This is a genomic window from Helicobacter sp. T3_23-1059 (assembly GCF_053654515.1).
The window spans coordinates 1-24,466 of record NZ_JBSIUV010000025.1 but is presented as its reverse complement, the minus strand read 5'-3'; the positions used below and the strand labels follow the sequence as shown (position 1 = coordinate 24,466).

Sequence of the window (24,466 nt, the reverse complement as noted above, 5' to 3'; positions counted from 1 at the left end):
TTAAATCCCCTCAAATCCCACCAAACCAAAAGGCACAAAATGCTATGGATAGACATCACAGACCCCAAATACGCGCTTTTTTTTCACGCTCTTTTGCCGCACTTGCGCAAGCTAGATTCTATCATCATCACCACGCGCAAAAGCGCAGGCTATACAGAATGCGCTGATTTGCTTGAAAAATTTGGCATAGAAGCAATCTGCATAGGCGGAAATGATGGCTATGGAGGCGATACTTTGGAGGGAAAATTTTTGGCTAGAATCAAACGGCAAGAAGAGTTTATCGCGATTTTTAGTCGCTTAGGCAAACCGCGTGTATTTCTCACAGGTGCGAGCGCAGAGGGGGCGCAAGTGGCTTTTGGGCTAGGGATTCCTGTGGTGCATTTTAGCGATACGCCTATGGCGAGTTTTGAGGGTGGGGAGGGCAATATCACTCTGCTATCGCGCCTTACGCTTCCATTATCTAGCGTGATTTTTTATCCTTTTGTCCTATCAGAGCAGGCGTATAGCTTTTTTGGTATCCCCCGACAAAACCTAATCGCATATAATTTCATCGATGTGGCATTGTGGCTAGAGGATTTGCATAGTGAGATTTGGGGCAAAAATAGCACAAAATCTAGCCTAAAATCTAGTCCAAAATCTAGCGCACAATCTAGCCCAAAATCTACCTCAAACATTTGCCAAAAACCACAAGCAAAATCCACCCCACAAGCAAAATCCAAAAAAGCATTTTTAGCGCGACTAGGATTTTTAGATTTGAGTGAAAAAAAGCCTTTGATTCTCGCTAGGGAGGAAGAATACAAAGCGCATTATGTAAGGAAAAAATACCCGCTTTTTTATGAGATTTTGCACGCGCTTGCTAGGGAAAATCTAGCAAATATTATGATTATACCTCGCTATGAGAGGGAGTATTTGGAGGGGGAATTTAGCGGGTATGAGTGCGTGCGAGTGGCAAAGGAGCGGTTTTTGGTAAATGAGTTTTACCCACATATTGATATGCTACTTGGCGGTGGAGGGACGATGAATCTAGAATCTAGCTTTTTAGGTATCCCTACTTTATCGACTCGCTCTCTTTTGCTCTACCACGACAAATATTTGCTAGAAAATGGACTAATGCGCCACGCAAAAAGCGTAAATGAGGCGTTAGAGGTGTTTTTGGATTTTAGCAAAGACGGCTTTGCAAAGCAAAATAATCATCGCTTTTTTGTCCCAAATGACACGAACATTTTGCGAGAAATAGACAAAATCATCACGCAAATCAAAGCTAGATTTTATAGATTTTAAGATTTTGCAAAGATTTGCAATCCAAGATGTGCAATCAAAAAACCACAACACAAAATCACAATAATTTCTAAATATATATCAAAAAAACTACAAAAAATCCCCTTAAATCACCTCATCAATCAAAAAAACCTAATTTTCTTACTATAAAATTTTGCAATAATACATAATTATTAACCATTATTTAAATAAAATATAGCCCTTGCTTGTGCAATCAGCAAAGCAAAATAAAACCGCGCATAGCGCAAAAAAGGAAAAATATGAGCAATCTCACAAGAAATTCTCTAAGCCCATTTACAGGACTTAGAAACATAGCAAAAGGCGTGCGACTCATTTCTCTAGCGGGAGTCGCTTCTATGGCATTTAGCCCTCTATATGCTGATATTGAGGGGGGGGGGGAGACAAAAATAGGTGGAGGCAAACATAATGGCTTGTTTTTTGGTGTGGAAGCGGGTGTTAGTGCAGGTTTGGGCAAGAAAACAAATATTGTGCGTGAGCCAACTGCCGACAGTACTAAAACCACCACTACAACTACAAAAAACGATGCGTTTCCACTAGGTGCTGTGGGGCTAAAGTTTGGCTATACACATTTTTTCAATCGTTGGGCAGGATTAAGAGGCTATGCCACTTATCACTATGTGTATAACTATACATATAACAAAACCGATACAGACACAAGAACAATAAACGCAACCACAGGACAGCTAGTAAATGCTGAAAATAACCCAACACAAAGCGTTACATCAACCGCTAAACTTAGCTCTTATCATCAAGTTGCAGCAAATATCGAGGCGGTGTTTAAATTTGCAAATATCGGCAATAATAGCGCAATCGGTGGATTTATAGGGCTTGGCGCAGGCTATGCGGATTCTTATGCGCGTGTTAATACCCAACCTACAACGGGTGCAGGCACTATCATTACGACTCAAGAACCAAGCGGATTTGTGCTACCTGTAAATGTAGGGCTAGAAGTCTATGTAGGCAGACATCACAATGCAAGTCTAGCTTTCCGCTTGCCAACCATTGCGATTGACTATCTAACAACACCTACCGCATTGACTACAAATACAGATGAACTACGACAGCTGATAATCACAGCAGGTTATTATTATAAATTCTAACCCAAAATCTTATCTGCATTCATTGCCATTGCCTAGCACTCATAAAAAGTGTGTGGCGTGGCAATGACACAAAATCTACTGCTATGACACATTTATAAAACTTCCCCCCACGCAAAATCCCACACGATTTAGGGCATAAATAACCGCATAAATCACCATAAAATATAGCGCGTAAATTAAACCTCCGCGCTTATAAAAATCATCGCTTTGTATCTAAGTAATTGATGATTTTTAGGGTGATAGATTCTATAGTGGCGTTTGCATTTACTACCAAGTCCGCGTTTTTTGCATAGATTTCCCTGCGTCCCTCAAAAAGCTCTCTAGCCCTGTCTAAATCCCTAAAAAGCGGGCGTTTTGCGATTTTGGTAGAATCTAATCTCTCCACGATAGAATCAAAATCGCTCTTTAGATACACCACAAATCCCATTTGCCTGACATTATTAAAAATCGGCATTCCGCCACCTGTGGAGATTATCGCATCTTGCACGCTTTTTTTTGCCCACGCGATAAATTCTGCCTCTTTTTTGCGAAACGCTTTTTCGCCCTCTTTAGCAAAAAAATCCGCTATGCTAACCCCCAAAATCTTTTCTATCATCTCATCGCTATCTAGCACAAATCGCCCTAGATTTCGCCCTAAATGCTTTGCTACGCTACTTTTGCCACTGCCCATAAAGCCGATAAGGACAATGTTTTTGGATTTTATCCTCAAAACCTACTCCACCAAAATCACATAATAATCCACTTCTTTTTGGATATGGTAGGTGTATTGCCCATCTAGCGTGATAGTGAAGCGGTAGAAATCTTTATGCACATCTAGTGCGGCTTTTGTGAAATATTTGACATTTAGCGGGATAAAACCATTGCTAGATTTTGGCTGTTTTTGCAAGCCGTATTGCTCCTGTTTGTCGATGTCGATTACGATGCGATATGGCGAGGGAAGCACAAAAGAGCGGATAATATTGTTACTACTAAAGAGGTAAAATCGATTTCTTTGGGTAAAAAAGTCAAATGGCACAATAGTGTAATGCTGGACTTTTTCGTTTAGAAACGCTTTTTTTTGACTTAGCAAAATAGGGAAATGCCAATCAATCCCCTCATCAATATCAATACTCTTGCTCTCTGTGCTACCATCGATATTTTGGTAAGTGATTGTTATGGTTTTTAGGATTCTAGCGGTGCTAGGGAGCTTTATATCTCTCTCTTTGAAATAATTTTTGGCATTTGGAGATTTGAAAGTGTCTTCTTGCGGACGGCTCATCGGCTCAAATGGATTTTCTCTAGCGTTTGCAAAATCTATCACTACAAACACAAAAAGCACACACAAAAGTTTCAAAAAAGTATTCACGGCTCTAATCCTTTGAGTTCAAATAGCACTTTTTGTAGTTGGGCGTTTTGTGCTTGCAGGGTATCGACTTCTTTTTGCAATATATGTTTTTGCTCCCTGTTTTTTAGCAACACTTCTAAAGAATGCTCCCCCCACGCAAGAAAAGAAACATACACGCTCACCCCCGCTAAAAATAGCAAAAAAAATGCGTATATCCTATGCGTATATAGCCCATACCATAGATTTTGCATACTTAGTATCTTAAAAAATCTTGCCATTTTTGTCCCCGTATTTTTTATGTTTATGTGTGTAGATTTTAGGCATTTTGGATTTTGCTATTTTTTGCTTTTGTCTTGTTTGGCGCATTTAGCGCATTTAGCGTCATATTTGCCACATACAAATCCCGCTAGATGCGCAAAATCTAAAAACCCAAAATCTTAAAATCCCAAAAATCGCTTCATTGCAGATTCTAGCTAAAAAGCTCTTTGCCTAGATAATGTGGCTTTGCTAGCTCGTGGTGAATGCTAAGCAAGCGATTATATTTTGCCATTCGCTCGCTTCTAGCAGTGCTACCTGTTTTGATTTCGCCTGTGTTTAGGGCTACGGCAAAGTCCGCGATGAAGCTATCCTCACTCTCCCCACTTCTATGGCTCATTATGCACTTATAGCCGTTTCGTTGCGCTAGTCGCACGGTTTGCATAGTCTCGCTTACTGTGCCGATTTGATTTGGCTTTATCAAAATCGCATTGCCGATTTTTTGCTTTATGCCGTGTGCCAAAATCTCTGCATTGGTTACAAACAAATCATCGCCTACAAGTTGCACTTTATTGCCCAGCTTTTTGGTTAGGAGTTTCCACCCCTCCCAGTCATCTTCGCTTAGCCCATCTTCAATCGATACGATAGGATATTTCGCGCATAGATTTTCATAATACTCCACCATTCCCGCAGAATCTAGCTTCCTACCCTCACCCTCTAAATGATAGATTCCCTTTTCATCGACTAGCTCGCTACTAGCGACATCTAGAGCGATTGAGACTTGCTCTTTTGGTTTGTAGCCTGCTTTTTCTATGGCTTGCAATATCACTTCGATAGGCTCGGCATTATTTTTTAGATTTGGCGCGAATCCTCCCTCATCGCCGATACTTGTGATATGTTTTTTGTTTTTTAAAATCGCTTTTAGGTGCTGATAGATTTCCGCGCTCGCTCGCAAACCCTCTTCAAAGCTATCAAATCCAAGCGGCATTATCATATATTCTTGAAAATCCACCGTATTATCCGCGTGGCTACCACCATTGATGATATTTAGCATAGGCACGGGGAGTGTGATGGCATTTGCCCCGCCTAAGTAGCGATACAAAGGAATCTTTAGACTTTTTGCCGCAGCTCTTGCCACCGCCATAGATACGCCTAGAGTAGCGTTTGCACCGATATTTGCGTAGTTATTTGTCCCATCAATCTCTTTTAGCGTGCTATCAATGAAACTTTGGTCATAAGGGCTAACCCCCACAAGCGCATCTGAAATAATCGCCTCGATATTTTCGCACGCCTTTAGCACGCCTTTGCCCAAATAGCGCGATTTGTCCCCATCTCGCAATTCTAATGCCTCTCTTTTGCCTGTGCTAGCTCCACTTGGGACGATTGCACTCTCTACCGTGCCATCGCTTAGCGCGACAGTGGCTCTAACCGTGGGATTTCCCCTTGAGTCAAGCACCTCTTCGGCAAAAATACTATCAATAAAAGTCATATACGCTCCTTTTTGGTTTAGCTAGATTTTGCGTAGTCGTAAATCTAGGCTAGCAATTTGGATTCCATTTGCTTTTTTTGCTATTTGCAAACTAAATCTTGCGCTACAAAACTTGACAAAATCTTATGCCACAAAATCTAGCAAAATCTATTTTTAGCGACTTGGACGAAATTATTTTTGTTTGTTGCTAATCTCGCTAATGTTGCAAAAGTTTGCAAAATTTTTATTGTAGCATTTTATTTAGCGTTTTTTTTAAACTCATTTGGGCTTATGCCATAGCATTCTTTAAAATTTTTGCAAAAGCACGAGACATTTATATAGCCCACTTCATTTGCCACTTGGCTTACAGATTTGCCATTTTTTAGCATTTCGCAGGCATTTTTGATTTTGCATTGTTTGATAAATTGATAAAGCGAAATACCTTTGACTTCCCTAAAATCACTTGTTAGCTTGCTTACGCACACGCTAAACTGCTCGCTTAAAGCACGCAAGTTTAGCTCCTCTTGCGTTGCATTATAATTCGTTTGCAAATATTCTGCCACACGCAAAATATAAGCCCCCTTGCTATATGTTGCCTCACTCATATTTGCCACACGCTCACTTTTAGTCGCAAGATTTATCGCACTTTGCCACATAGTAAGCAACGATTCTAGCACTTTAAGCCTAAGTAAATCGATATTTTTTATCTCACATAGTCCATTTAGCAAGCTAGAGGCAGAAAAGCAAGAAGTCGCTACAAGCGGATTTTGCGCGATAAAATCATAAAATGCCTCAATGCTAAAATTTGGCAAAAACGCTTGCAAATCGCGCTTAGATTCTTGTATGTCAATGTCGATTTGAATGCAGTTGCATTTAGCCTTTGCGCTAGAGCCCATCGTATGGGTATCTGGCGCGATTAAAAAGACTTCATTTTGCTTTACGCTAAAAGGCTTTTTATCAAGCATTCCTTCATAATCCCCGCTTTGAAGTAGCCCAAAATGCAAACTAGGCTTGCTAGAGTGGTATTTTAGCGCGGAGAAATCCCCCTCATAACTACCATAATGCAAACTAATGCCATCAAGCACATTGATTAGGCTGCATTTAATGGCGTAATTATCCCCGATAAATTCTAGCTTAGCGATACCATTTGGGTTTATTTGCTCATTTATTATGCTACCACTATTGCTAAAAAGATTTTTATACGCTTGGTATAAAGAGCAATGCGCCTTTAGCAAATCACTTTTGTGTGTTCTTATCATTTGCCCTAGATTCTCACTCATTGTGCCTCGCTTTTTATTTTTTGTCTTGCTTTTGGATTTTGCGCTTTTTATGCTTTTTTACTACTAGCATTTATCAACGCTTAGCGCATTATGCTTATGACTTTTGCAAAATCTGCTTTTATTTTTATGGGCGTTAAAAAGTTTGCACTTAAAAAAATTGTGCTTGTTTTGCCCGCCATATTACTGCTTTTTACTACATTCTTTTTAGATTCTCAACATATTATAAAATATGAGAATTATTCTAAAAAGTAGCAAAGATTCTAGCATACAAATACCAACACAAAAAACGCAAAAACTCAAAAAATGAATAAAATCTAAAATGTAATGTTTTGTTATTGTTTTAAGAAGTTTTATCTCTCATTGCGAGCGGATTTAAAAATACGCGTGGCAATCCACACATACTACAAAATCTTCTCGGACTTAGAGCGTGTGTGCGAAGTATCTCAAAGCACAGATTTTTTAGAAAATCTAAAAATGCAAACAGAGATATTTCGCGCTCAATATGACAAAAGTGGCGTTTGTCATTGCGAACAAGTCGCAAGACTTGCGTGGCAATCTATAATCAAAAAACTACAAAAAAGCGTTATTTGGCAATTTGTGCGTGTGGATTGCCACAAATATTAGATTCTAGTAGAATCTAATATTCTCGCAATGAGGGTGTAAAAAATAACGCAGATTCTAGTGCGGATTTTCACAGATTTTCACAATGACAATGCCAATGATAATGCAACAACACAATAAAACTACGCAATATTGAAGTAGAAAACTAAAAATGGATAATGTGGAGTTTGCGCACAAAAAACGACTTGTTATAAAATGCACTAAAAAACGCACTTTCAAAACGCCTAAAACGCCTAAAATGCCTCGATAAATCCGCAATGAGCGCAAGAATAGTTGCAAAGAATGAAAAAAAATTGCAAAGGCTAACTTAATCTAAAACAAAGAATATGTAAATTAAATAGCCTTGCAAATCTTACCACCCTATCTTAAGCGAATCTAGGACAATGGATTTTGTCAATCTATCCTTACCCCTTACCCAAAATCACTTTAAAGATAAGGGGCTTTTTTAGCTATCCTCTAGCGTGCTTATCTAGCACTTGTTAGAGGTTTTATGATTTTTTTGTAATTATAAGGGGCTAGATTTTCATCTAAATCTAGCAACTCTTTAGCAGGAGCGCGATTGACATCTCTCTCATCGTGTTCATCATAGTAGATGTCGCCTTTTTTGTGTCCGTCCATATCGGCTGGGTAGCGCAATAAGCCCGGGGCGTATTTTTGGATTTCTTTAAATCCTAGATTTGATGGAGTTATGGTAATGCCATCTTTTTGGGCTAGGACTACAAGCAGGCTTTGCCCCTCTTTTGCCATAGCGATAGATTGCCCCATTATGCGAGCTGCTTCGGTAGGATTATGAAATCCTGTGGAATTTTCTGCATTGACAAAATCCGCTCTCATTTGGGATTTTCTATGCAATTCAAGCACATCTTTTAGCGCGGCAGAGATTTTTTTGTCATCGGGCTTGCCATCTGTTTGGTATTTGGCTAGATTCCCCATAGATGCACGGACATTTTTTATATCTTCGATAAGGCTTACGATGGTGTATTCCGCACTTCTTTGCATAGAGGCGATAGAAGTTTGTATGCTATATACTTGGGCTTTTAGATACTCTTCTGGCTGTGCGTGGCAAGATTTGCACGAAGCATTTACATCTTTTAGTGGCGAAGTAAATGCGTGGCTTGAGATTTTTTTCGCACCATTTCTTGTATATGGCATATGACAATCCGCGCAAGATACGCCATTTTGAGCGTGGATACCACCGCTTGCAAATTCTGTCTCTGGGTGCTGGATTTTTATCATAGGAGCTTTTGTTTCTTTATGCACCCAATCTTGCGGGAATTTATCTCGCACTTTGTCATAGTAGTCATCAAGCATTTCGATTCTAAATGGCTCGCCTTTTTTCCATTCGCTCCAAGGGAATGCTAGAGTTAGCCCATCTACTTGTATTTCTGTGGGCTTATTGCCATCTCGCCAATAATCAATTTGTTCATAAGTCTTTTGCGTGCCATCTAGCCATTTTGCATTTGGATTGCTAGCGATAGATTCTCCCATAGTGGCGACTTTTTCGCCTGTGGATTTGAAGTAGTATTCCACATGGCATTGCGCACATACAAGGGTTCTCATTTCTTGACGAGTGGCTTTTATGCCGACTTTTGCGTCTTTTTCATAGCCTCTATCCACAAGCGCATTGATAAGCGCAGGACGAGTGATACGCAAGCTCATATCATTTGGCGAATGGCAATCAGCGCAAGTAAGCCCCATTCTTGTGCCTCCGTGAAGCCCTGTATGCTCTTTGCTATCTGGGGCTTGATTATCCATTGTAGGGACATTTTTTATCATAGTCCAATATTTCGCGCTATTAAATTTCACAAAATCCCCATCCGCTACATTATCGATAAGCCATTTTGTCCAGCCGCTATGGCAGTTCATACACGCGGTGGGCTGCCCGCCAAATGCCTTTAGCCCCGCTGCATTTAGCAAATCTTTATTGTTTCTAGCGGTTTTCATTTGATCAGATTGGATATAGAAATGATGTCGCTCCTCATTAAAATCCACCGAAAAAGGATACCCTGCCCACATTCTCACTAATTGCGGGAATCTATCAAGTTTGTTGTATGAGAGATTGCCACCAAAATCTGTGGGCTTTGGCTCTGCATTTGCGCCGCTTAGATACGAGTCTAGATGCTCAGGGAAAGCCTTACCCCAAGTGGTAAATCTAGGATCTTCATCGCTAATCCCTGCCATATTTGCCGAAGCAAGGGCGATTTGCTCGCCTTTTTTTACTCCTATGTCTGCTGTGATGTAAGCTACGATAAATCCCACCACTAAGCCTATGGCTAGGATTCCCCACAATTTTTTGTTGTTGCTCATTTTCTACTCCTTTGTTGTTTGGTTGGTGTTTTTGGATTTTGCTAAATCTAGCGTGAATGCCCCACACTGCTGTGGCAAGAGACACAATTTAGCGCGTCTTTTGTGCTGTATGGATTTAGCGTTGGGTTTATGGCGTTGTGTGCGTAGTCGCCGTGGCAACGGATACAATTCTCTTGCGCCCATTTTTTTGTATCATCATTTGCACTAAAATGCTGTGGCAAAGACTTATCAAAAGTGAAATGATAAGCGTGTCCTAAGCCTGTTTGGGCTTTTGCAGCCCATTTGCGCACAAATGAATGAGGCAAGTGGCACTCAATGCAATTTAGCTCGTGGTGAGATGCCTTGTGATAATCAGCATAGACTTCATTCATCACATGGCAGTTATTGCACGCGCTAGAATCGCTAGAGAGGTAGCTTAGAGTATCCGCATTATAGAGGCTATACGCGCCATTTCCCACTATAAATCCACCGACAAAGATTATCGCGGCGATGAGAAATGTATAGCGCATCTACTCTCCTTACTCCTTGTTGTCTTTCTATGCCATTTTGCTATGTTTTACCTTGTCATTTATGGGGGATTTGTGGGGATTTAGATTTTGCTTTTTTTAGATTTTTTTGGGGGCTAGATTTACAAAACCCTATAAAACCCCAGCTTTTATGCGAGAATCTAACCTACATAAAAACGACAAAAAGCGACAAAAAACCAAAAACGCCACAAAAACACCAAAAAATTGAAAGCAAAATCTAGCAGATTTTAGATTCTCATTTTTGGCATAGAAACGATAAAATTATAATCGTTCAAATTTAACATTTAGAAAAAAAAAAAAAACGAAATTCTAAAATTTTCTTACATTTCATTGATTTTTTAAAAAAAGATAAATATATTAAGCACGCGCAATGAAAGAATGAAAGATAATAAGGATTTTGCTTGCTAGGCTATTTTAAATAATGCGAGCTAAATGCAAGGCAAAAAGCAAATAAAATGCGAGCGATACGCAGGGTTTTTATATGTAGATTTTGTCTTGTTTAGATTTTGGTGCATTTGTTTTTGCATTGTGCTAAATTATCCTTTTTGTGTTAGTATTTCTAGCTTTAAATCATCGCCATAAAGCACCAAATACGACAAAATACACAAAACAAAAACGCTAAATCTTAAAAAATATCGCCACACAAAAGGAGTAAAAATGGACATTTTTAGCAACTATATCAACCTTTGGTTTTACTTGTTCGCATTTCTTGTGGGTGGGATACCCTTTGGGGTTATGCTTACCAAAATCCTATATGGAATCAATTTGCGCGAAGTGGGCTCAGGCTCTATCGGTGCGACAAATGTCTATCGCGCACTAAAAGAGCGCGACCCTAAAAACGCTAAACTAATCTCGCTAGCCACACTCATACTAGATGCGATAAAAGGCACGCTAATCATCACGCTAGCAAAAATGATTGGCTTGCCTTATGGGGCGCAATGGTTTATGGCGATATTAGCGGTGCTTGGGCATTGTTATAGCCCTTATTTAGGATTTCAAGGTGGCAAGGGCGTATCTACTGCGATTGGCTCTGTGATTTTGCTAATGCCTATTGAGGGGGCATTAGGACTTGTGGTGTGGGGCGTTGTCGGCAAAGTTTTCAAAGTATCTTCGCTATCCTCCCTCACAGGTGTGCTAAGTGGCGTGGTGCTTACTTTTATCATTCCAGCAGTTTTTTCGCTTCCCCCCAGCATAGACATAACCGCACAAATCAATAGCCACACGCCAATCGTGCTAATCGGGCTAATAATCCTCTACACGCATATCCCAAATATAATGCGACTTTTTAAAGGGCAAGAAGGCAAGGTGCTATAATCAGCCCCTAAATTGCATTTAGTAGATGGATTTAGGTGTATTTGCTATGCAAAATCAATATGAGATTTTGATACAAAATCTATGTGTGGAGGCTATCATAGGCATACTTCCACAAGAGAGAGAAAGCCCGCAAAAAGTGCTAGTCAATGCAAACATAAGCTATGAAAAACAAAACGCGTATTTAGACTATGTGGCATTAGCAGGGCATATCGCTAAATGCTTAAAAAAGCGCGAATATGACTTGCTAGAAAATGCCCTAGATGATATTATCACTAGCCTTAAAGATTCTTACCCTAGCATTACAAAAATAAATTTGTCCCTACAAAAACCCGATATTTTTGCTAAAGATATTTATGTAGATTCTAGCCAAAAAGCCAAAGATTTTGCAAACCATACTAACACCTCGCATAATGTGAATTTTGCAGGCTGTGTTTTGGGCGTGCGCAAATGTGTGGATTTTTGATTTTGCTACCGATACCACCAAAACAAAAAAACCAAAAAGTATAAAATCCCTTTACCTTACAAATGCACCACACAAAATCTACCCAAAATCTATGTCAAATCTACACAAGCAAGCGCGAAAAATTCCCAAATCTCTCTCAAAAATAATCAAAAAATGCTAAAATTCTCTCGCATTGTGCTACTAGAAGTCAAGCCTAAAAGGGATTGCATAATGCTACTTCTTATCACATTTATAAGTCTTGCAAAACCCCGCAGGCTTATAAACGCATCTGACTTACAAGCTTATGAGCTTAACCACAATGCAGATTCTGCCTCAAAGCAAATGCAACTCCCCTCATAGACTTTCCACTTCTTTATGCCCTTGCTAACACATTCTAACTAAGGAGAACCTAATGAGCAAAAAAGCCATTGACAAAAAGGCGGTTGCGGAGTTTTTTGCATTTTGCAAAGAAAATGAAGTAGAGTTTATCGACTTTCGATTTACAGACATCAAAGGCGTGTGGCATCATCTTGGATTTTCCGCAAATGCCGTGAGCGAGGATAGTTTCGAGGGTATTCCCTTTGATGCGAGTTCGATTGAGGGGTGGCAGCCTATCAACAAATCCGATATGATTCTTATCCCAGACCCTGTGCGATATTTCATCGACCCATTTACCGCAGATACCACCGTGGTGGTGTTTTGTGATATTTGGGATATTTACAAAAACGAGCCTTATGAGAAATGCCCCCGCTCTATCGCTAAACGCGCAAGCGAATACCTAAAATCTAGCGGCATCGGCGATGTGGCGTATTTTGGACCTGAAAATGAATTTTTTGTCTTTGATTCTATCAAAATCAAAAGCGCGGTGAATTGCCAATACTACGAAATCGACACAGAAGAGGGCGATTGGAATCGCGACAAAGAGTTTGATGGCGTAAATATCGGACACCGCCCGGGCATAAAAGGAGGCTATTTCCCCGTGCCTCCTGTGGATAGTATGATGGATTTGCGCGCTGAAATGGTAAAAGTGCTAAACCAAGTGGGATTAGAAACCTTTGTCCTCCACCACGAAGTCGCACAAGGGCAGGGCGAAATCGGCGTGAAGTTTGGCACGCTAGTCGAAGCTGCGGATAATGTGCAAAAATTTAAATATGTCGTAAAAATGGTAGCACACCTAAATGGCAAGACTGCGACATTTATGCCAAAGCCCCTGTATAACGACAATGGAAGCGGGATGCACACGCATATAAGCATTTGGAAAGGTGGCAAAAATCTTTTTGCAGGCAACGCCTATCAGGGGCTTAGTGATATGGCATTGCATTTCTTAGGTGGAGTGCTAAAGCACGCCCGCCCGCTAGCAGCCTTTACCAATGCTAGCACAAACTCTTATAAACGGCTAATCCCCGGATTTGAAGCCCCTAGCATTCTCACTTATTCTGCGCAAAATCGCTCTGCTAGCATACGGATTCCATACAATAGTGGCGAAAAAGCAAAGCGAATGGAGTTTCGATTCCCCGATAGCTCGAGCAATCCTTACCTAGCATTTAGCGCATTACTTATGGCAGGACTAGATGGAATCGAGCACAAAATCGACCCTGGCAAGCCTATGGAAGTCAATCTCTTTACCCTCACGCTTGATGAAATCCGCGAAAAAGGTATCAAACAGCTCCCACACACGCTCCGCCACGCTATCGAGGAAATGCTCCAAGACAAAGACTACCTAAAGCAGGGCAAAGTCTTTAGCGAGGAATTTATCCAAACTTACAAGCAATATAAATTTGAAAGCGAAGTGTGGCCGTGGGAGGGACGCCCACACCCATTTGAGTTTATCACGACTTATAGTTGCTAGGTTGTGGGGCTTAAATTGTCATACTGAGTGAAGCGAAGTATCTCTATTTGTGTTTGCCCTCATTGCGAGATTTTGCGTTTTTTAAAGTTGCAAATCGTGGCAATCTATAACCTTGTCATACTGAGCTTTTGTCAAAAAGCGAAGTATCTCAAACAAATCTAGAATCTAGAGATATTTCGATTTTTTCAAGCCTCAATATGACAATAAGAGAGATATTTCGTTTGCTACGCAAACTCAATATGACAAAAAATAAATTGCCACGCGCAATAAATTGCGCTCGCAATGACAAAGCCAAATACAGAATTTAAAACAAAAATAAACAAAAAATACAAAACTCTAAGGGGACAAAATGAATACAAACCATTCTCAAAATAAAGCCATCTCTCTCTCTCTCTAATAACAACCAAAATCTAACCCAAACTTTAGACACCAATCCCACCACAACAAATCCCCACACTAATGATAATCACAAATCCATAGCCCCAAGTCAAAAACCCACAAATTCCAAATTCACAAACAACACCGACCCAAACACCCTTTTAAACAAATTCAAAGATATTATCAACAACGATAGCATAAAAATCACGCACTTAGCGTTTCTCATAGGCTTTTTTCGTGCAAGCGGATTTAGACATTTATGGGATTTGCTTACGCCTAAAATCGCGAAATTTCAATCTATCCGCATTCTCGTGGGATTAAACGCAGATTTACAAACTGCCAAACTAAACCATTTAGCAGAGGATTTAGCGCGAAATCCGCATAAACAACACGAGATTTTCGCCACATTTAAGGACAATTTTTACCACGCACAAGCCGAGCATTTTGCCACCGCGCCATATTGCGCTTCAAGCGAGACTTCATTTGAGCTACTCATCACCGCGCTAAAAGAGTCCAAACTCCAAATCCGCATCATCAAAGACAAGCCAACCCACGCAAAATTCTACATTTTCTCCACCGAGCCTACCACATCGCACACAGGGCAGACAAACTACAACGGCTCACTTATCGTAGGTAGCTCAAATCTAAGCCAAAACGGCTTGTATAAAAACTACGAGTTTAATCTCGAATCTAGAGATAGCGATGATATAGGCTACGCGCTTTTTGAGTTTGAGGAGCTTTGGGGCAAATCTATCGCGCTTACAAGCGAGGACGCCCTCAGGCTAGAATCCACCATAAAAGAGCGCACCTATCTCAAAGAATGCACCCCAAAAGAGATTTATTACAAACTTTTAATGCAATACTTTGGACTAAACAAAATCAAAGTAGATTCTACGCTTAAATCCTTTTTCCCGCGCGGGTTTAAAAAGCCCGATTATCAGCTTACCGCCGTAAGCGAGGGGCTAGATAAACTGCAAAAATACAACGGCTTTTTCCTAAGCGATGTCGTAGGGCTTGGCAAAACTCTCATTGCCTCAATCATTGCTAAAAAGTTTGAAAGCGAAGATGAACATTTTAAATCCCTTGTCGTTTGCCCAGCAGCCTTAAAGGCAAATTGGGAGGAGCATTTAGAGCTAGTGCGGCTAAATCACCGCAAAGTGCTAAGCTATGATATGCTCCAAAAGCAAGTCAAAAATCCTAGCGAATATAGCCTAATCATCATCGATGAGTCTCACAACCTAGCCCACACAAGCACAGGGCGGTATGAAGCCCTGCAAAATATCACAAAGACGCCGACCCCTAAAAATGCGCGCAAAAAAGTGATTTTGCTCTCTGCCACCCCGCAGAAAAACTCCCCACAAGATATAGAATCCCAACTTTGCCTTTTCCAAGACAAACTCGCTTGCAATATCGAGGACATAGACAATTTAGAAGCCTTTTTCGCCCCGCTAAAAAGCGATTTTAAAAAAATCAAAAAAGAGCTAGAATCCGCGTTTAGCAAAGATGACTTCGACACAATCAACGCCCAAAAAGCAAACCTCCAAGCCATTTCACAGCACATTAAAGAGAAATTATTGCGCTTTGTTATGGTTCGGCGCACGAGGGCGGATATTACGAGTATTGAGAGTTTTGCGCGAAATCTAGCGGAGCAAGATATTGTGTTTCCCCAGATTTTGCCACCAAGAGAATTGCTCTATGATTTGGGAGAAAAAGCCCACGCCCTAGCTCTAAACACGCTGTATTTGCTAAATGAGCAGCAAAACTCCATAGGCAAGTTTGGCTACTTTCGCTACCTCATTTATCCAAATCTAAATGAAAACGGAAAAGCAAAATTTGAGCAAGAATACGGCAAAAGCAACTTCACCCAAAAAGCCCAAAGCCTAGCAGGGCTTATCAAAATCATTTCATTCAAACGCTTTGAATCAAGTATGGAAGCATTCAAAGCCACACTAAACGCCCAAATCACTTCTTTGCAAGCGTTTCTAAAAATGTTTAGCAACGGCACAATCGCAATCCCAAAATACCTAAGCAATCTCTACACATTCTACGATGATATTTTAAGCGATGAGGGGAGCGAGAAAATCGCGCAGTATTTAGACAAAGACAAAGCCTTTATATTGCAAAAAGAGGATTTTGCTCCAAGCTATGAGGCAAATTTACAATCTGATTTAGCCACACTCCAAACTTTGCTAGCCAAATGGCAAGAAATACATACCGACCCCAAATTAGACAAACTCAAAGCCAAGTTGCAAGACTTTTTTCAAACCCAAAAAAGCGAAAAAATCATCATTTTCACAGAGGCAAAGGCAAGTGCGGATTATCTAGCGACAAATCTAGCAAACCACAAAGTCCTAAAAATTGACGCTTCAAACCGCGAGGCAAACGCCCAAGCTATCCGCGAAAACTTTGATGCAAACTACGAATCTAAAAAAGATGATTTTCATATCTTAATCACCACCGACACACTCGCAGAGGGAGTAAATCTCCACCGCTCACATATCATCATAAACTACGACTCCCCGTGGAGTGCCACAAATCTAATGCAGAGAATCGGGCGTATAAACCGCGTAGGCACGCCACATAAGCAAATTGAAATTTATAATTTTAAGCCTAGCAATTTAGGCGATGCGATTTTAGGATTTAACGCTAAGGCATATCAAAAGCTCCAAAGTTTTCATTTCACTTTTGGGGAAGATAGCGCGATTTATGATAGTAGCGAGGAGTTTGGCACACAAAAGCTTTTTAGCGATACGATTTACAAAGAGCAAGATGAGAAAAGTGATGATACGGAGTTTTTAAACGACATTAAAAAGCTCTATGTAAATAATCCCGATGAGTTTGCTCGCATACACGCGCTAAAGCCAAAATCGCGCACCTTTATCACGGATACTTTGCAATGCTTTTGCTATATGAAAAATCCAAGTGGCAATAACTATTTTTACGCCATTCACAGCGAAGATTCTAGAAAATCTAAGGTTTATCCAAGCGATTTTTTCACAATGGCGCGCTATCTCAAATCCCGCATAAACACCAAACCCACAAAGCCTACCAAATCCCAAACCACACAGCATTACAGCGATATAGAGCGCATTGTAGAGTTTCACAAATCCCAATTTAGCGCACCACACAAAGACACGCTATTTGAAATCCCAAACACCACAAAAGACCCCAAAGTCCAAAAAGCCCGACTAAAAACGCTTAACGCTATGGATTTTCTAAGCGAGGCACAAATAGAAACAATCGTGCGTGTGCTAGACAAAGGGATTTTGACAAATCTCTACAAAGACATTGACAAAGCAAAGAGCAAAGAGGATTTTGAGCGCATTTATCAACAATGCCAAGACAAAATCCCAAGAGAAAATCCCACGCCCTCCACAGAGGACAAAACCCCACAAATCCAGCTCTCCATTTCAGCATTTCCACCAAATCACACAAAGGATACAAAATGAATGACAAAATCACACATTTCACGCAAAGCACATTTGAGTTAGAATCTTTCAAAGCGATTTTAGTAGAGATTTTCCCGCAAATCCACTTCATAGAGCCAAACAAACGCACATTGCCCCACAGCATACTAAAATCCCAAACCGCTATTTGCAAGAACTTCAAACTTAGCAATAAAAATTTTGACATATATATCTTTGAGTGTGAGAGTATCCGCGCAAAAGTGGGCATCCACACCGAGCTAAAATCTATCCTAAAACACGCAGGATTAGACGCGATTTTAGCGATTTTCCACACGCCACATTCTACCTCCCTTGTCAAAGAACCCCACCCTAAATCCCTCCCGCAAGGGGAGGGACTTGCATTTGATTCCCCATTCATTGCGAATGCGGATTTTGCCAAATCTTCCCCCTCCCTTGCGCGTGGCGACTTCCAAAAATCCACCTCCCTTGCAGAGCGCAATTTCACACTTTCCCCCTCCCTTGCGGAGGGGGATACAGGGGGTGGGTTGTCATTGCAAACGAGCAAAGCGAGTGTGGCAAACCAAGTAGCCCCGTCATTGCGAGACTTGCCAAGCGCAAGTCGTGGCAATCCACAAAAACAATCTTGTCATACCACCACCCCATTTTGTCATTCTGAGGGAGCGACAGCGACCGAAGAATCCAAAATATCTCACTCGCACATCAAACATAGAGATATTTCGGGCTTAGCCCTCAATATGACAAAAACTAATCACACAAAGGACACCAAATGAACGACAAAATCGCACACTTCACACAACACGCATTTGAGATAGAATCATTCAAAGCGATTTTAGTAGAGATTTTCCCGCAAATCCACTTCATAGAGCCAAACAAACGCGCATTGCCCCACAGCATACTAAAATCCCAAACCGCCATTTGTGAAAACTTCAAACTTAGCAATAAAAATTTTGGCATATATATCTTTGAGTGTGAGAGCGTCCGCGCAAAAGTGGGCATCCACACCGAGCTAAAATCTATCCTAAAACACGCAGGATTAGACGCGATTATAGCGATTTTCCACACGCCAGATTCCCCCTCGTTAGCGAAAAATACCCCACCCCAAACCCCTCGGCTAAGGGGAGGGGCTTATAACGATTCCCCCTCCCTTGCGGGAGATTCTGCATTTGATTCCCCCTCCCTTGCGCACGGCGACTCCAAAAATCCCCCCTCCCTTGCGGAGGGGGTTAGGGGGTGGGTAGATTCCCCCGATTCGTCATTGCGAGATTTTGCGGAGCAAAATCGTGGCAATCCAAATTCCCCAGAATCGTCATTGCGAACGAGCGAAGCGAGTGTGGCAATCCAAAATAAAAGCATAGATTGCCACGAGGATTCTACGAATCCTCTTGCAATGACAAAAAAAGCAAATTCTAAGATTTTTGATGAGAATGACAACCGAGCAACTCAGCGCGGAAGTATTTTAGATGAGACCCAACGGGTTGCGAGTGAAACGAAGCAAAAATCGGGGTTGCGAAGCCACGAGCGAGAAAATAAGACTAAAGCGTCTATTGACGAAGCGAGTGGCAAGCTCCACGATTTATCGCTAAAAGATTCCGCGTCAAACGAATTTCGCCTATCATTGATTACTAGCGGTTACGACTACGAGGCAAACAAACCCACTTACTCCAACCTAAAACGCCAAAGCTACATTTTAGGACACGCTAAAACCGCCACCGCGCAAAAAGCCCTAGCCGAACTCATCAAAAAAGCCCAAAAATCCCAGAGCCTCACACAAAGCGATTTAGAGCTAGCATTCTCCCAAGAGCCCGTAAGCAAAGAGTTTTATAACAAAATCATTACACAATATTTAGAGATTTTAGAGCATAGCCACTTCCCCACACACGCTAGCGAGTATGACAAGCGCAGTTTTGTTTTGCGACTACTTTGCAGAATCTTATTTTGCAAATTTTTGGAGAAAAAAGGCATTATAAATTGCGCGATTTGGGATACAAATTTAAGCAAAGATTATTACCACGAAGTGTTAGAGCCACTCTTTTTTACCACGCTAAACACGCCTCGTGAATCTAGAAATTATGACTTTTTGCCCGAGCAAATCATTAACCTTTTAAGCGCGATTCCCTATCTAAATGGCGGATTATTTAGCCCGCAGGACAATGACTTTTTTAGCACACAAAATCCACACGCCCATCTCCACGACCTACATATCCCAAATCAATCTTTTAGCAATCTTTTTGCCCTGCTTGATAGGTATAACTTCACGCTTGATGAGCAAAGCCCTAGTGAGCAAGAAGTAGCCCTCGACCCAGAGTTGCTAGGCACGGTGTTTGAGAGCCTTTTATCTCAACTTTTTACGGACAACAAAGTAGAAAAACTAGATAAAAACACCCTTCGTAAAGCCACAGGGAGCTACTACACGCCTCGAGAAATCGTGCGCTATATGGTGCGTAGCGCGATTTTAGCGCATTTGCAAACGCACTTAAAGGGCAAGGTAGATTCTGCGTTTTTAGAAAACCTTGTGTTTGAATCTTCCCCCTCCCTTGCGAGAAATACCCCACCCCAACCCCTCCCGCAAGGGGAGGGGCTTTCTTTGATTTCCCCCTCCCTTGCGGAGGGGGTTAGGGGGTGGGTAGATTCCCCCGATTCGTCATCGCGAGGCGAAGCCCAAGCAATCAATGCCGATTCGTCATTGCGAGATTTTGCGAAGCAAAGTCGTGGCAATCCAGATTCTCAATTCACTTGTCATACTGAGCTTTCGCAAGAAAGCGAAGTATCTCAAACGCCACAAAATAGAGATATTTCGGCTTTTTCAAAGCCTCAATATGACAAAAGCAGGGATATTTCTCCAAACGCTCAATATGACAAAAATACTTCCACGCTAATCCTACAAGAATTATCCACCTTAAAAATCCTAGACCCCGCTTGTGGTTCGGGCGCGTTTCCTATGGGGATTTTGAGTGAGATTATCCGTATCCAAAGCGATTTAGGCGACACACGCCCACCTTATACGCGCAAATTAGCGATTTTGCAAGAGTGCATTTATGGCATTGACATTCAGCCTATGGCGACAGAAATCGCGCGACTTCGTTGCTTTCTATCCCTTATCATTGATGAGGATTTTAGCGATAATAAAGAGCCAAATCCCCTCCCAAATTTAGAATTTAAATTCATTAGCGCAAATTCTCTTTTGCCTTTGCCAAAAGATAATGCCCTGCAATATGACGGCTATCAAAACGATATGCGTGAGCTAAAATCTTTGCGCGAAGCATACTTTAATGCCCACGCAAAATCGTCATTGCGTGGCGACTCCACACTTTCCCCCTCCCTTGCGGAGGGGGATACAGGGGGTGGGTTAAAAGCGCAAAATAATAGTCCCGCAAAATTTTCAAACACAGAATCTACCCACCCCTTAAGCCCTCTCTCCGCAAGGGAGGGGGGACAAAAGGCAAATCCTAACGCAAAATCTCGCAATGACGCTCACAGCTCCAAATCCGCTATCCAAAAAGCATATATGACTTTACGCACCAAAATCGCCACCACCATTCAAGCTGTCCAGCGACAAGATTTCGCGGACAATCCTATCCTAGACTACGACCCATTTAGCAATACCAAACCAGCGCAGTTTTTTGACAGCGCGTATATGTTTGGCATAGAATCTTTTGACATTGTCATCGGCAATCCGCCCTACGGTGCGAAAATCGATGAATCCCAAAAGCAAAAATTTAAAAACGCCTATAAACACGCTACGCAAGGCAGTTTGGATACTTACAAACTTTTTATCGAAAAGGGCTTTGACTTACTCGCCCAAAATGGCAATCTTAGCTACATTGTCCCACTTAGCGTAACAAGTAGTAAGTCAAATATTGCCCTGCATAAAATGCTTTTGGAGAATTGCGAATGGATTGAGGTTAGCAACTATGGCAATGCCCCAGCGCGGATTTTCCCAAACGCAGACCAGCGAGTAAGTATCATAAACTTTGCCAAGACACTTACAAAAGCCAAAAATCTCTTTACCACAAAGGTAAATCTACGCCACAGCACTACTTCTATCGCAGAGATAATCGACAAATTGCGCTTTGTAGATTCGCTTGATTTTATCAAAAATGGCGCATTTTGCAAAATTAGTTTGCCTATCGAAAAATCTATAATGCAAAAACTCTATGCCAAAAAACCCACGCTAAAAGACATAATGAATGGCGATGAGCAAATCTATTATAGAAGCACAGGCGGTAGATATTATGATTTATATACAAGTTATTCTACTGAATCTAGCAAAGAAAAAAGTTTTGCGGTGAGCGATTCAAAAGCGTTAGTCGCGCTAATGTCAAGCAATTTGTTTTGGTGGTTTAGAAATGCTTATTCTAATGGGCGAGATAGCTATGTGTATGAATTTGAGCGATTTCCTATCCCAAAATTTAGCGATAAAGTCCTAAAACAATTATGCGATTTGGGCGAAAAATATGAAAGCGATATAGAGAAAAACGCAGATTTTAGCAATGGCGTAAAAACCTACAAACTCCGCAAATCAAAACACATAATCGATGAAATCGATAGGCTAATTTGTCCGCTGTATGATTTAAGCGATGAGGAAACAGACTTTATTATAAACTACGACATAGCATTCCGCACGGATTAGAATCTAGTTTCGCGATATATCCAAAAAATCGCCGATGAGATTGTAAATCTAGTCGATAAAATTTTGGAGGCAAAAAATCTTTGTCATACTGAGCTTTCGCAAGAAAGCGAAGTGTCTCAATCAACAAAAGAGATTTTTTGCTCCGCTCAAAATGATAACAAAGATATTTCGGTTTCTGCGAAACCTCAATATGACGCAAAAATCAAAGATTTACAATCCCAAATCGACTCGCTAGTCTATGCCCTCTACGAGCTAGATTCTAATGAAATCCAAATCATCGAATCTTAATTTTGCCAAAACGCTACAAGTGCAATGACACAATGTTTAAAAACTTAAAATTAGCTAAAATTTAAGGAAATTTTAAGCAAACTTGCGACATAATTCCACCACTCCCCTACGAGATATATCCTCGTAGCCCCCTCACTTAGCCGTTGCGGTGGGGGTTTCAAAGGTTTTTATGAATAAAGTTATCACTTACATAGACGGATTTAATCTCTACCATTCTATCGCAGACTTCATTAGACACAACACTTCGCTCAAACATCTACAATGGCAAAATCTTATCTCACTTAGCAAACAATTTTTATCCCGCAACGATACTTTGAAATCTACATATTTTTTCAGCGCGTTTCGTTTCATATCACAAGGGGGCATTATCTCACTCATCACACCTAAAACCTTTTGGACGATAAACACAAAGGCAAATTTACGCAAATTGCTTTTAGATAATTCATTGCATTTTATTTGCGATAGCGCAAATCCCTTTTACGCGGCTATGGTGGATACTTGCATCACGCAGTTTGCCAAATGCCAAGTTGCCAAAGATAACGAACTACGATTTATAGACGCCACAAAGGATTTTGATAATCCACAAGTCTATCAAATCGCCCAAAGCCTTTATCAAAACGCCAACTCACAAACGATTTTCAAACCAAGCAAATACAATCTAGCGATTTATGAAAAATTTAACGAATCCATAAAAGCCCTAATGTCGCGCTGGCGAAGCAAAATCGATACTTCGGCAAAAATATCCAAAAATCATTTAGACATTCAAAGCTACCGCGATTCGCTAAAAGAGGGCGATTTGACATTACTAGGGCTTATCACAGATGGTGGGCAAGGACTAGCCACCGCAAATAACGGCAGATTCATAGCTGTGCGCGAGGGGAGCAAGGAATCCACACGCACAAGGGAAGCTAGGGCAGAAAAGCTATTCAAAGCAAAGCAAGTTTGCCAAGATTTAGGACTACATTTCAAAGACAAAAAAGAAGCCCTTGCATTTTTGGAGGGCAAAAGCGAGGGTGAAATTTGGGAGATTTTTGATAGTGCAAAGGCAAAATTTGAGCGCGATATTTTCGGGCAGGGCTTTATCTATCGCATTATAGATGATGAGCGCATAGCAGATATAAAAAATCTTAGCGATGATGAGAAATTAAACGGCATAGATTCGCCCAAATGTTTTGTGCCTTATGATAAAGGCGATAAAGATGGCAATCGCTGGTATTTGCCCACGCCCTATTATATCGCGTGGAGCGTGGAAAATGTGAGATTCTTAAAAGAAAATTCGGGTAAAAAGGGCGAGGGAATGCCTGTGGTGCGCAATCCACAATTTTATTTTAAAGAGGGATTTTGTTGGAATAACATTTTAAATGAACATAGCATTTTAATCAAAGCTAGACTAAAAGGCGTTTCGGTAAATGATGTCGCCGCTATGAGTTTATATACTCAAACGAATCTGCCAAATTTTTATTTTGTGGCTTTGTTAAATTCTAGGTTATTATTTGACTATCAAAGGGCTTTTATAAATGCGACCGTGAATCTACAAATAAACGATTTTCGGCAAATCCCTATCATAATCCCAAGCAAAGCGCAATTAGCCGAGTTTGAATCACTCTTTGACATAGCTTACAAAGCACAAAAGGACAAATTTGAAAGAGGCATAGACAGCACACAAACTCTCAAATCCCTCCAACCAAAGCTAGATTCATTAGTCTATGCACTTTATGGATTGGATAATATATTGTAATTTTATTTGTAGTAGTGTATAATTGCACCACATAAAATCATAGGAGATTTTTATGAGTAATTACTTTGCTACAAAAGTAACAGCCAAAACCGTTAAAGGCGATTCGTCTATCGCTAGACTTATTCCACTTAACGAAGCTATAAAAAATGCTATTGACGCGAATGCTAAAAATATTTTTGTTTATATTAAAAATGGCTCAAGACAACTTAAGACAAAAC

Annotated in this window: 21 protein-coding genes; 14 read left to right on the top strand and 7 right to left on the bottom strand. The window is 40.8% G+C overall.

Going from position 1 to position 24,466, the window contains the following annotated elements; translation table 11 throughout:
* Nucleotides 1-39 precede the first annotated feature (39 nt).
* Nucleotides 40-1,281 (top strand): DUF354 domain-containing protein, encoded by a 1,242-nt coding sequence (locus ACWIX0_RS08160; RefSeq protein ID WP_454173505.1) that lies wholly within the window; start codon nucleotides 40-42, stop codon nucleotides 1,279-1,281.
* Nucleotides 1,282-1,538: 257 nt separating this feature from the next.
* Nucleotides 1,539-2,399, top strand: coding sequence for an outer membrane beta-barrel protein (locus ACWIX0_RS08155; RefSeq protein ID WP_454173504.1), 861 nt, complete (start codon nucleotides 1,539-1,541; stop codon nucleotides 2,397-2,399).
* Between the two features lie 199 nt (nucleotides 2,400-2,598).
* Here the strand turns inward: ACWIX0_RS08155 and ACWIX0_RS08150 are convergent, their stop codons facing one another.
* The 5 genes from ACWIX0_RS08150 to ACWIX0_RS08130 all read right to left on the bottom strand — a co-directional run bounded on the left by ACWIX0_RS08150 (nucleotide 2,599) and on the right by ACWIX0_RS08130 (nucleotide 6,726).
* A complete protein-coding gene (locus ACWIX0_RS08150) occupies nucleotides 2,599-3,108 on the bottom strand; it encodes a shikimate kinase (RefSeq protein WP_454173503.1) in 510 nt (169 codons plus the stop codon).
* Between the two features lie 3 nt (nucleotides 3,109-3,111).
* Entirely contained in the window at nucleotides 3,112-3,744 is a 633-nt protein-coding gene (locus ACWIX0_RS08145; RefSeq protein WP_454173502.1) for an AMIN domain-containing protein, read from the bottom strand.
* Nucleotides 3,741-4,001, bottom strand: coding sequence for a hypothetical protein (locus tag ACWIX0_RS08140; RefSeq protein WP_454173501.1), 261 nt, complete (start codon nucleotides 3,999-4,001; stop codon nucleotides 3,741-3,743). Before ACWIX0_RS08140 ends, ACWIX0_RS08145 begins: the two co-directional genes overlap by 4 nt.
* A gap of 191 nt (nucleotides 4,002-4,192) precedes the next feature.
* Nucleotides 4,193-5,467, bottom strand: coding sequence for a phosphopyruvate hydratase (gene eno / locus ACWIX0_RS08135; RefSeq protein WP_454173500.1), 1,275 nt, complete (start codon nucleotides 5,465-5,467; stop codon nucleotides 4,193-4,195).
* A gap of 236 nt (nucleotides 5,468-5,703) precedes the next feature.
* Nucleotides 5,704-6,726, bottom strand: a complete 1,023-nt coding sequence (locus tag ACWIX0_RS08130) for a helix-turn-helix domain-containing protein (protein ID WP_454173499.1) — start codon at nucleotides 6,724-6,726, stop codon at nucleotides 5,704-5,706.
* A gap of 324 nt (nucleotides 6,727-7,050) precedes the next feature.
* Here ACWIX0_RS08130 and ACWIX0_RS08125 point away from each other — a divergent pair, with 324 nt between their 5' ends.
* Nucleotides 7,051-7,350, top strand: a complete 300-nt coding sequence (locus ACWIX0_RS08125; protein WP_454173498.1) for a hypothetical protein — start codon at nucleotides 7,051-7,053, stop codon at nucleotides 7,348-7,350.
* A 462-nt stretch (nucleotides 7,351-7,812) separates the two neighbouring features.
* Here ACWIX0_RS08125 and ACWIX0_RS08120 read toward each other — a convergent pair whose 3' ends face one another.
* Both ACWIX0_RS08120 and nrfH read right to left on the bottom strand, forming a co-directional pair.
* The gene (locus ACWIX0_RS08120) at nucleotides 7,813-9,654 is read right to left on the bottom strand and encodes an ammonia-forming cytochrome c nitrite reductase subunit c552 (RefSeq protein WP_454173497.1); all 1,842 of its coding nucleotides are present in this window, start codon (nucleotides 9,652-9,654) and stop codon (nucleotides 7,813-7,815) included.
* Nucleotides 9,655-9,701: 47 nt separating this feature from the next.
* Entirely contained in the window at nucleotides 9,702-10,163 is a 462-nt protein-coding gene (gene nrfH / locus ACWIX0_RS08115; RefSeq protein WP_454173496.1) for a cytochrome c nitrite reductase small subunit, read from the bottom strand.
* On the opposite strand from nrfH, the gene ACWIX0_RS08110 reads away from it, so the two are divergent.
* From ACWIX0_RS08110 to ACWIX0_RS08060, 11 genes are all read left to right on the top strand, one after another.
* Nucleotides 10,151-10,402 carry a hypothetical protein gene (locus ACWIX0_RS08110; protein WP_454173495.1) on the top strand — a complete coding sequence of 84 codons (252 nt, stop codon included), beginning with the start codon at nucleotides 10,151-10,153 and terminating at the stop codon, nucleotides 10,400-10,402. The two genes, nrfH and ACWIX0_RS08110, sit on opposite strands and share 13 nt — an antisense overlap.
* A 436-nt stretch (nucleotides 10,403-10,838) precedes the next feature.
* Nucleotides 10,839-11,495, top strand: a complete 657-nt coding sequence (plsY, locus tag ACWIX0_RS08105; RefSeq protein WP_454173494.1) for a glycerol-3-phosphate 1-O-acyltransferase PlsY — start codon at nucleotides 10,839-10,841, stop codon at nucleotides 11,493-11,495.
* A gap of 46 nt (nucleotides 11,496-11,541) precedes the next feature.
* Nucleotides 11,542-11,958 (top strand): dihydroneopterin aldolase, encoded by a 417-nt coding sequence (locus tag ACWIX0_RS08100; protein ID WP_454173493.1) that lies wholly within the window; start codon nucleotides 11,542-11,544, stop codon nucleotides 11,956-11,958.
* A gap of 153 nt (nucleotides 11,959-12,111) precedes the next feature.
* Nucleotides 12,112-12,297, top strand: a complete 186-nt coding sequence (locus ACWIX0_RS08095; protein WP_454173492.1) for a hypothetical protein — start codon at nucleotides 12,112-12,114, stop codon at nucleotides 12,295-12,297.
* Nucleotides 12,298-12,349: 52 nt separating this feature from the next.
* Nucleotides 12,350-13,786 (top strand): type I glutamate--ammonia ligase, encoded by a 1,437-nt coding sequence (glnA, locus tag ACWIX0_RS08090; protein ID WP_454173491.1) that lies wholly within the window; start codon nucleotides 12,350-12,352, stop codon nucleotides 13,784-13,786.
* Between the two features lie 128 nt (nucleotides 13,787-13,914).
* Nucleotides 13,915-14,094: a hypothetical protein gene (locus tag ACWIX0_RS08085; protein WP_454173489.1), complete on the top strand. Its 180-nt coding sequence runs from the start codon at nucleotides 13,915-13,917 to the stop codon at nucleotides 14,092-14,094.
* Between the two features lie 336 nt (nucleotides 14,095-14,430).
* Nucleotides 14,431-17,613: a helicase-related protein gene (locus ACWIX0_RS08080; protein WP_454173487.1), complete on the top strand. Its 3,183-nt coding sequence runs from the start codon at nucleotides 14,431-14,433 to the stop codon at nucleotides 17,611-17,613.
* On the top strand, nucleotides 17,610-18,362 hold the full coding sequence (locus ACWIX0_RS08075) for a hypothetical protein (protein WP_454173485.1): 753 nt from the start codon (nucleotides 17,610-17,612) through the stop codon (nucleotides 18,360-18,362). Before ACWIX0_RS08080 ends, ACWIX0_RS08075 begins: the two co-directional genes overlap by 4 nt.
* Entirely contained in the window at nucleotides 18,359-22,222 is a 3,864-nt protein-coding gene (locus tag ACWIX0_RS08070; protein ID WP_454173483.1) for an Eco57I restriction-modification methylase domain-containing protein, read from the top strand. The genes ACWIX0_RS08075 and ACWIX0_RS08070 overlap by 4 nt, the downstream gene beginning before the upstream one ends.
* A 63-nt stretch (nucleotides 22,223-22,285) precedes the next feature.
* Nucleotides 22,286-22,510 carry a hypothetical protein gene (locus ACWIX0_RS08065; protein WP_454173482.1) on the top strand — a complete coding sequence of 75 codons (225 nt, stop codon included), beginning with the start codon at nucleotides 22,286-22,288 and terminating at the stop codon, nucleotides 22,508-22,510.
* 169 nt (nucleotides 22,511-22,679) lie between these two features.
* Nucleotides 22,680-24,248 (top strand): hypothetical protein, encoded by a 1,569-nt coding sequence (locus ACWIX0_RS08060; RefSeq protein ID WP_454173480.1) that lies wholly within the window; start codon nucleotides 22,680-22,682, stop codon nucleotides 24,246-24,248.
* The last annotated feature ends 218 nt before the right edge of the window (nucleotides 24,249-24,466 follow it).

Coding starts and splice junctions, on each gene's coding strand:
- ACWIX0_RS08160 (WP_454173505.1), top strand. CDS start 40: ATGCTATGGATAGACATCACAGACCCCAAATACGCGCTTTTTTTTCAC.
- ACWIX0_RS08155 (WP_454173504.1), top strand. CDS start 1,539: ATGAGCAATCTCACAAGAAATTCTCTAAGCCCATTTACAGGACTTAGA.
- ACWIX0_RS08140 (WP_454173501.1), bottom strand. CDS start 4,001: ATGGCAAGATTTTTTAAGATACTAAGTATGCAAAATCTATGGTATGGG.
- eno (WP_454173500.1), bottom strand. CDS start 5,467: ATGACTTTTATTGATAGTATTTTTGCCGAAGAGGTGCTTGACTCAAGG.
- ACWIX0_RS08130 (WP_454173499.1), bottom strand. CDS start 6,726: ATGAGTGAGAATCTAGGGCAAATGATAAGAACACACAAAAGTGATTTG.
- ACWIX0_RS08125 (WP_454173498.1), top strand. CDS start 7,051: ATGTTTTGTTATTGTTTTAAGAAGTTTTATCTCTCATTGCGAGCGGAT.
- ACWIX0_RS08120 (WP_454173497.1), bottom strand. CDS start 9,654: ATGAGCAACAACAAAAAATTGTGGGGAATCCTAGCCATAGGCTTAGTG.
- ACWIX0_RS08110 (WP_454173495.1), top strand. CDS start 10,151: ATGTATAGCGCATCTACTCTCCTTACTCCTTGTTGTCTTTCTATGCCA.
- nrfH (WP_454173496.1), bottom strand. CDS start 10,163: ATGCGCTATACATTTCTCATCGCCGCGATAATCTTTGTCGGTGGATTT.
- plsY (WP_454173494.1), top strand. CDS start 10,839: ATGGACATTTTTAGCAACTATATCAACCTTTGGTTTTACTTGTTCGCA.
- ACWIX0_RS08100 (WP_454173493.1), top strand. CDS start 11,542: ATGCAAAATCAATATGAGATTTTGATACAAAATCTATGTGTGGAGGCT.
- ACWIX0_RS08095 (WP_454173492.1), top strand. CDS start 12,112: ATGCTAAAATTCTCTCGCATTGTGCTACTAGAAGTCAAGCCTAAAAGG.
- glnA (WP_454173491.1), top strand. CDS start 12,350: ATGAGCAAAAAAGCCATTGACAAAAAGGCGGTTGCGGAGTTTTTTGCA.
- ACWIX0_RS08075 (WP_454173485.1), top strand. CDS start 17,610: ATGAATGACAAAATCACACATTTCACGCAAAGCACATTTGAGTTAGAA.
- ACWIX0_RS08070 (WP_454173483.1), top strand. CDS start 18,359: ATGAACGACAAAATCGCACACTTCACACAACACGCATTTGAGATAGAA.
- ACWIX0_RS08060 (WP_454173480.1), top strand. CDS start 22,680: ATGAATAAAGTTATCACTTACATAGACGGATTTAATCTCTACCATTCT.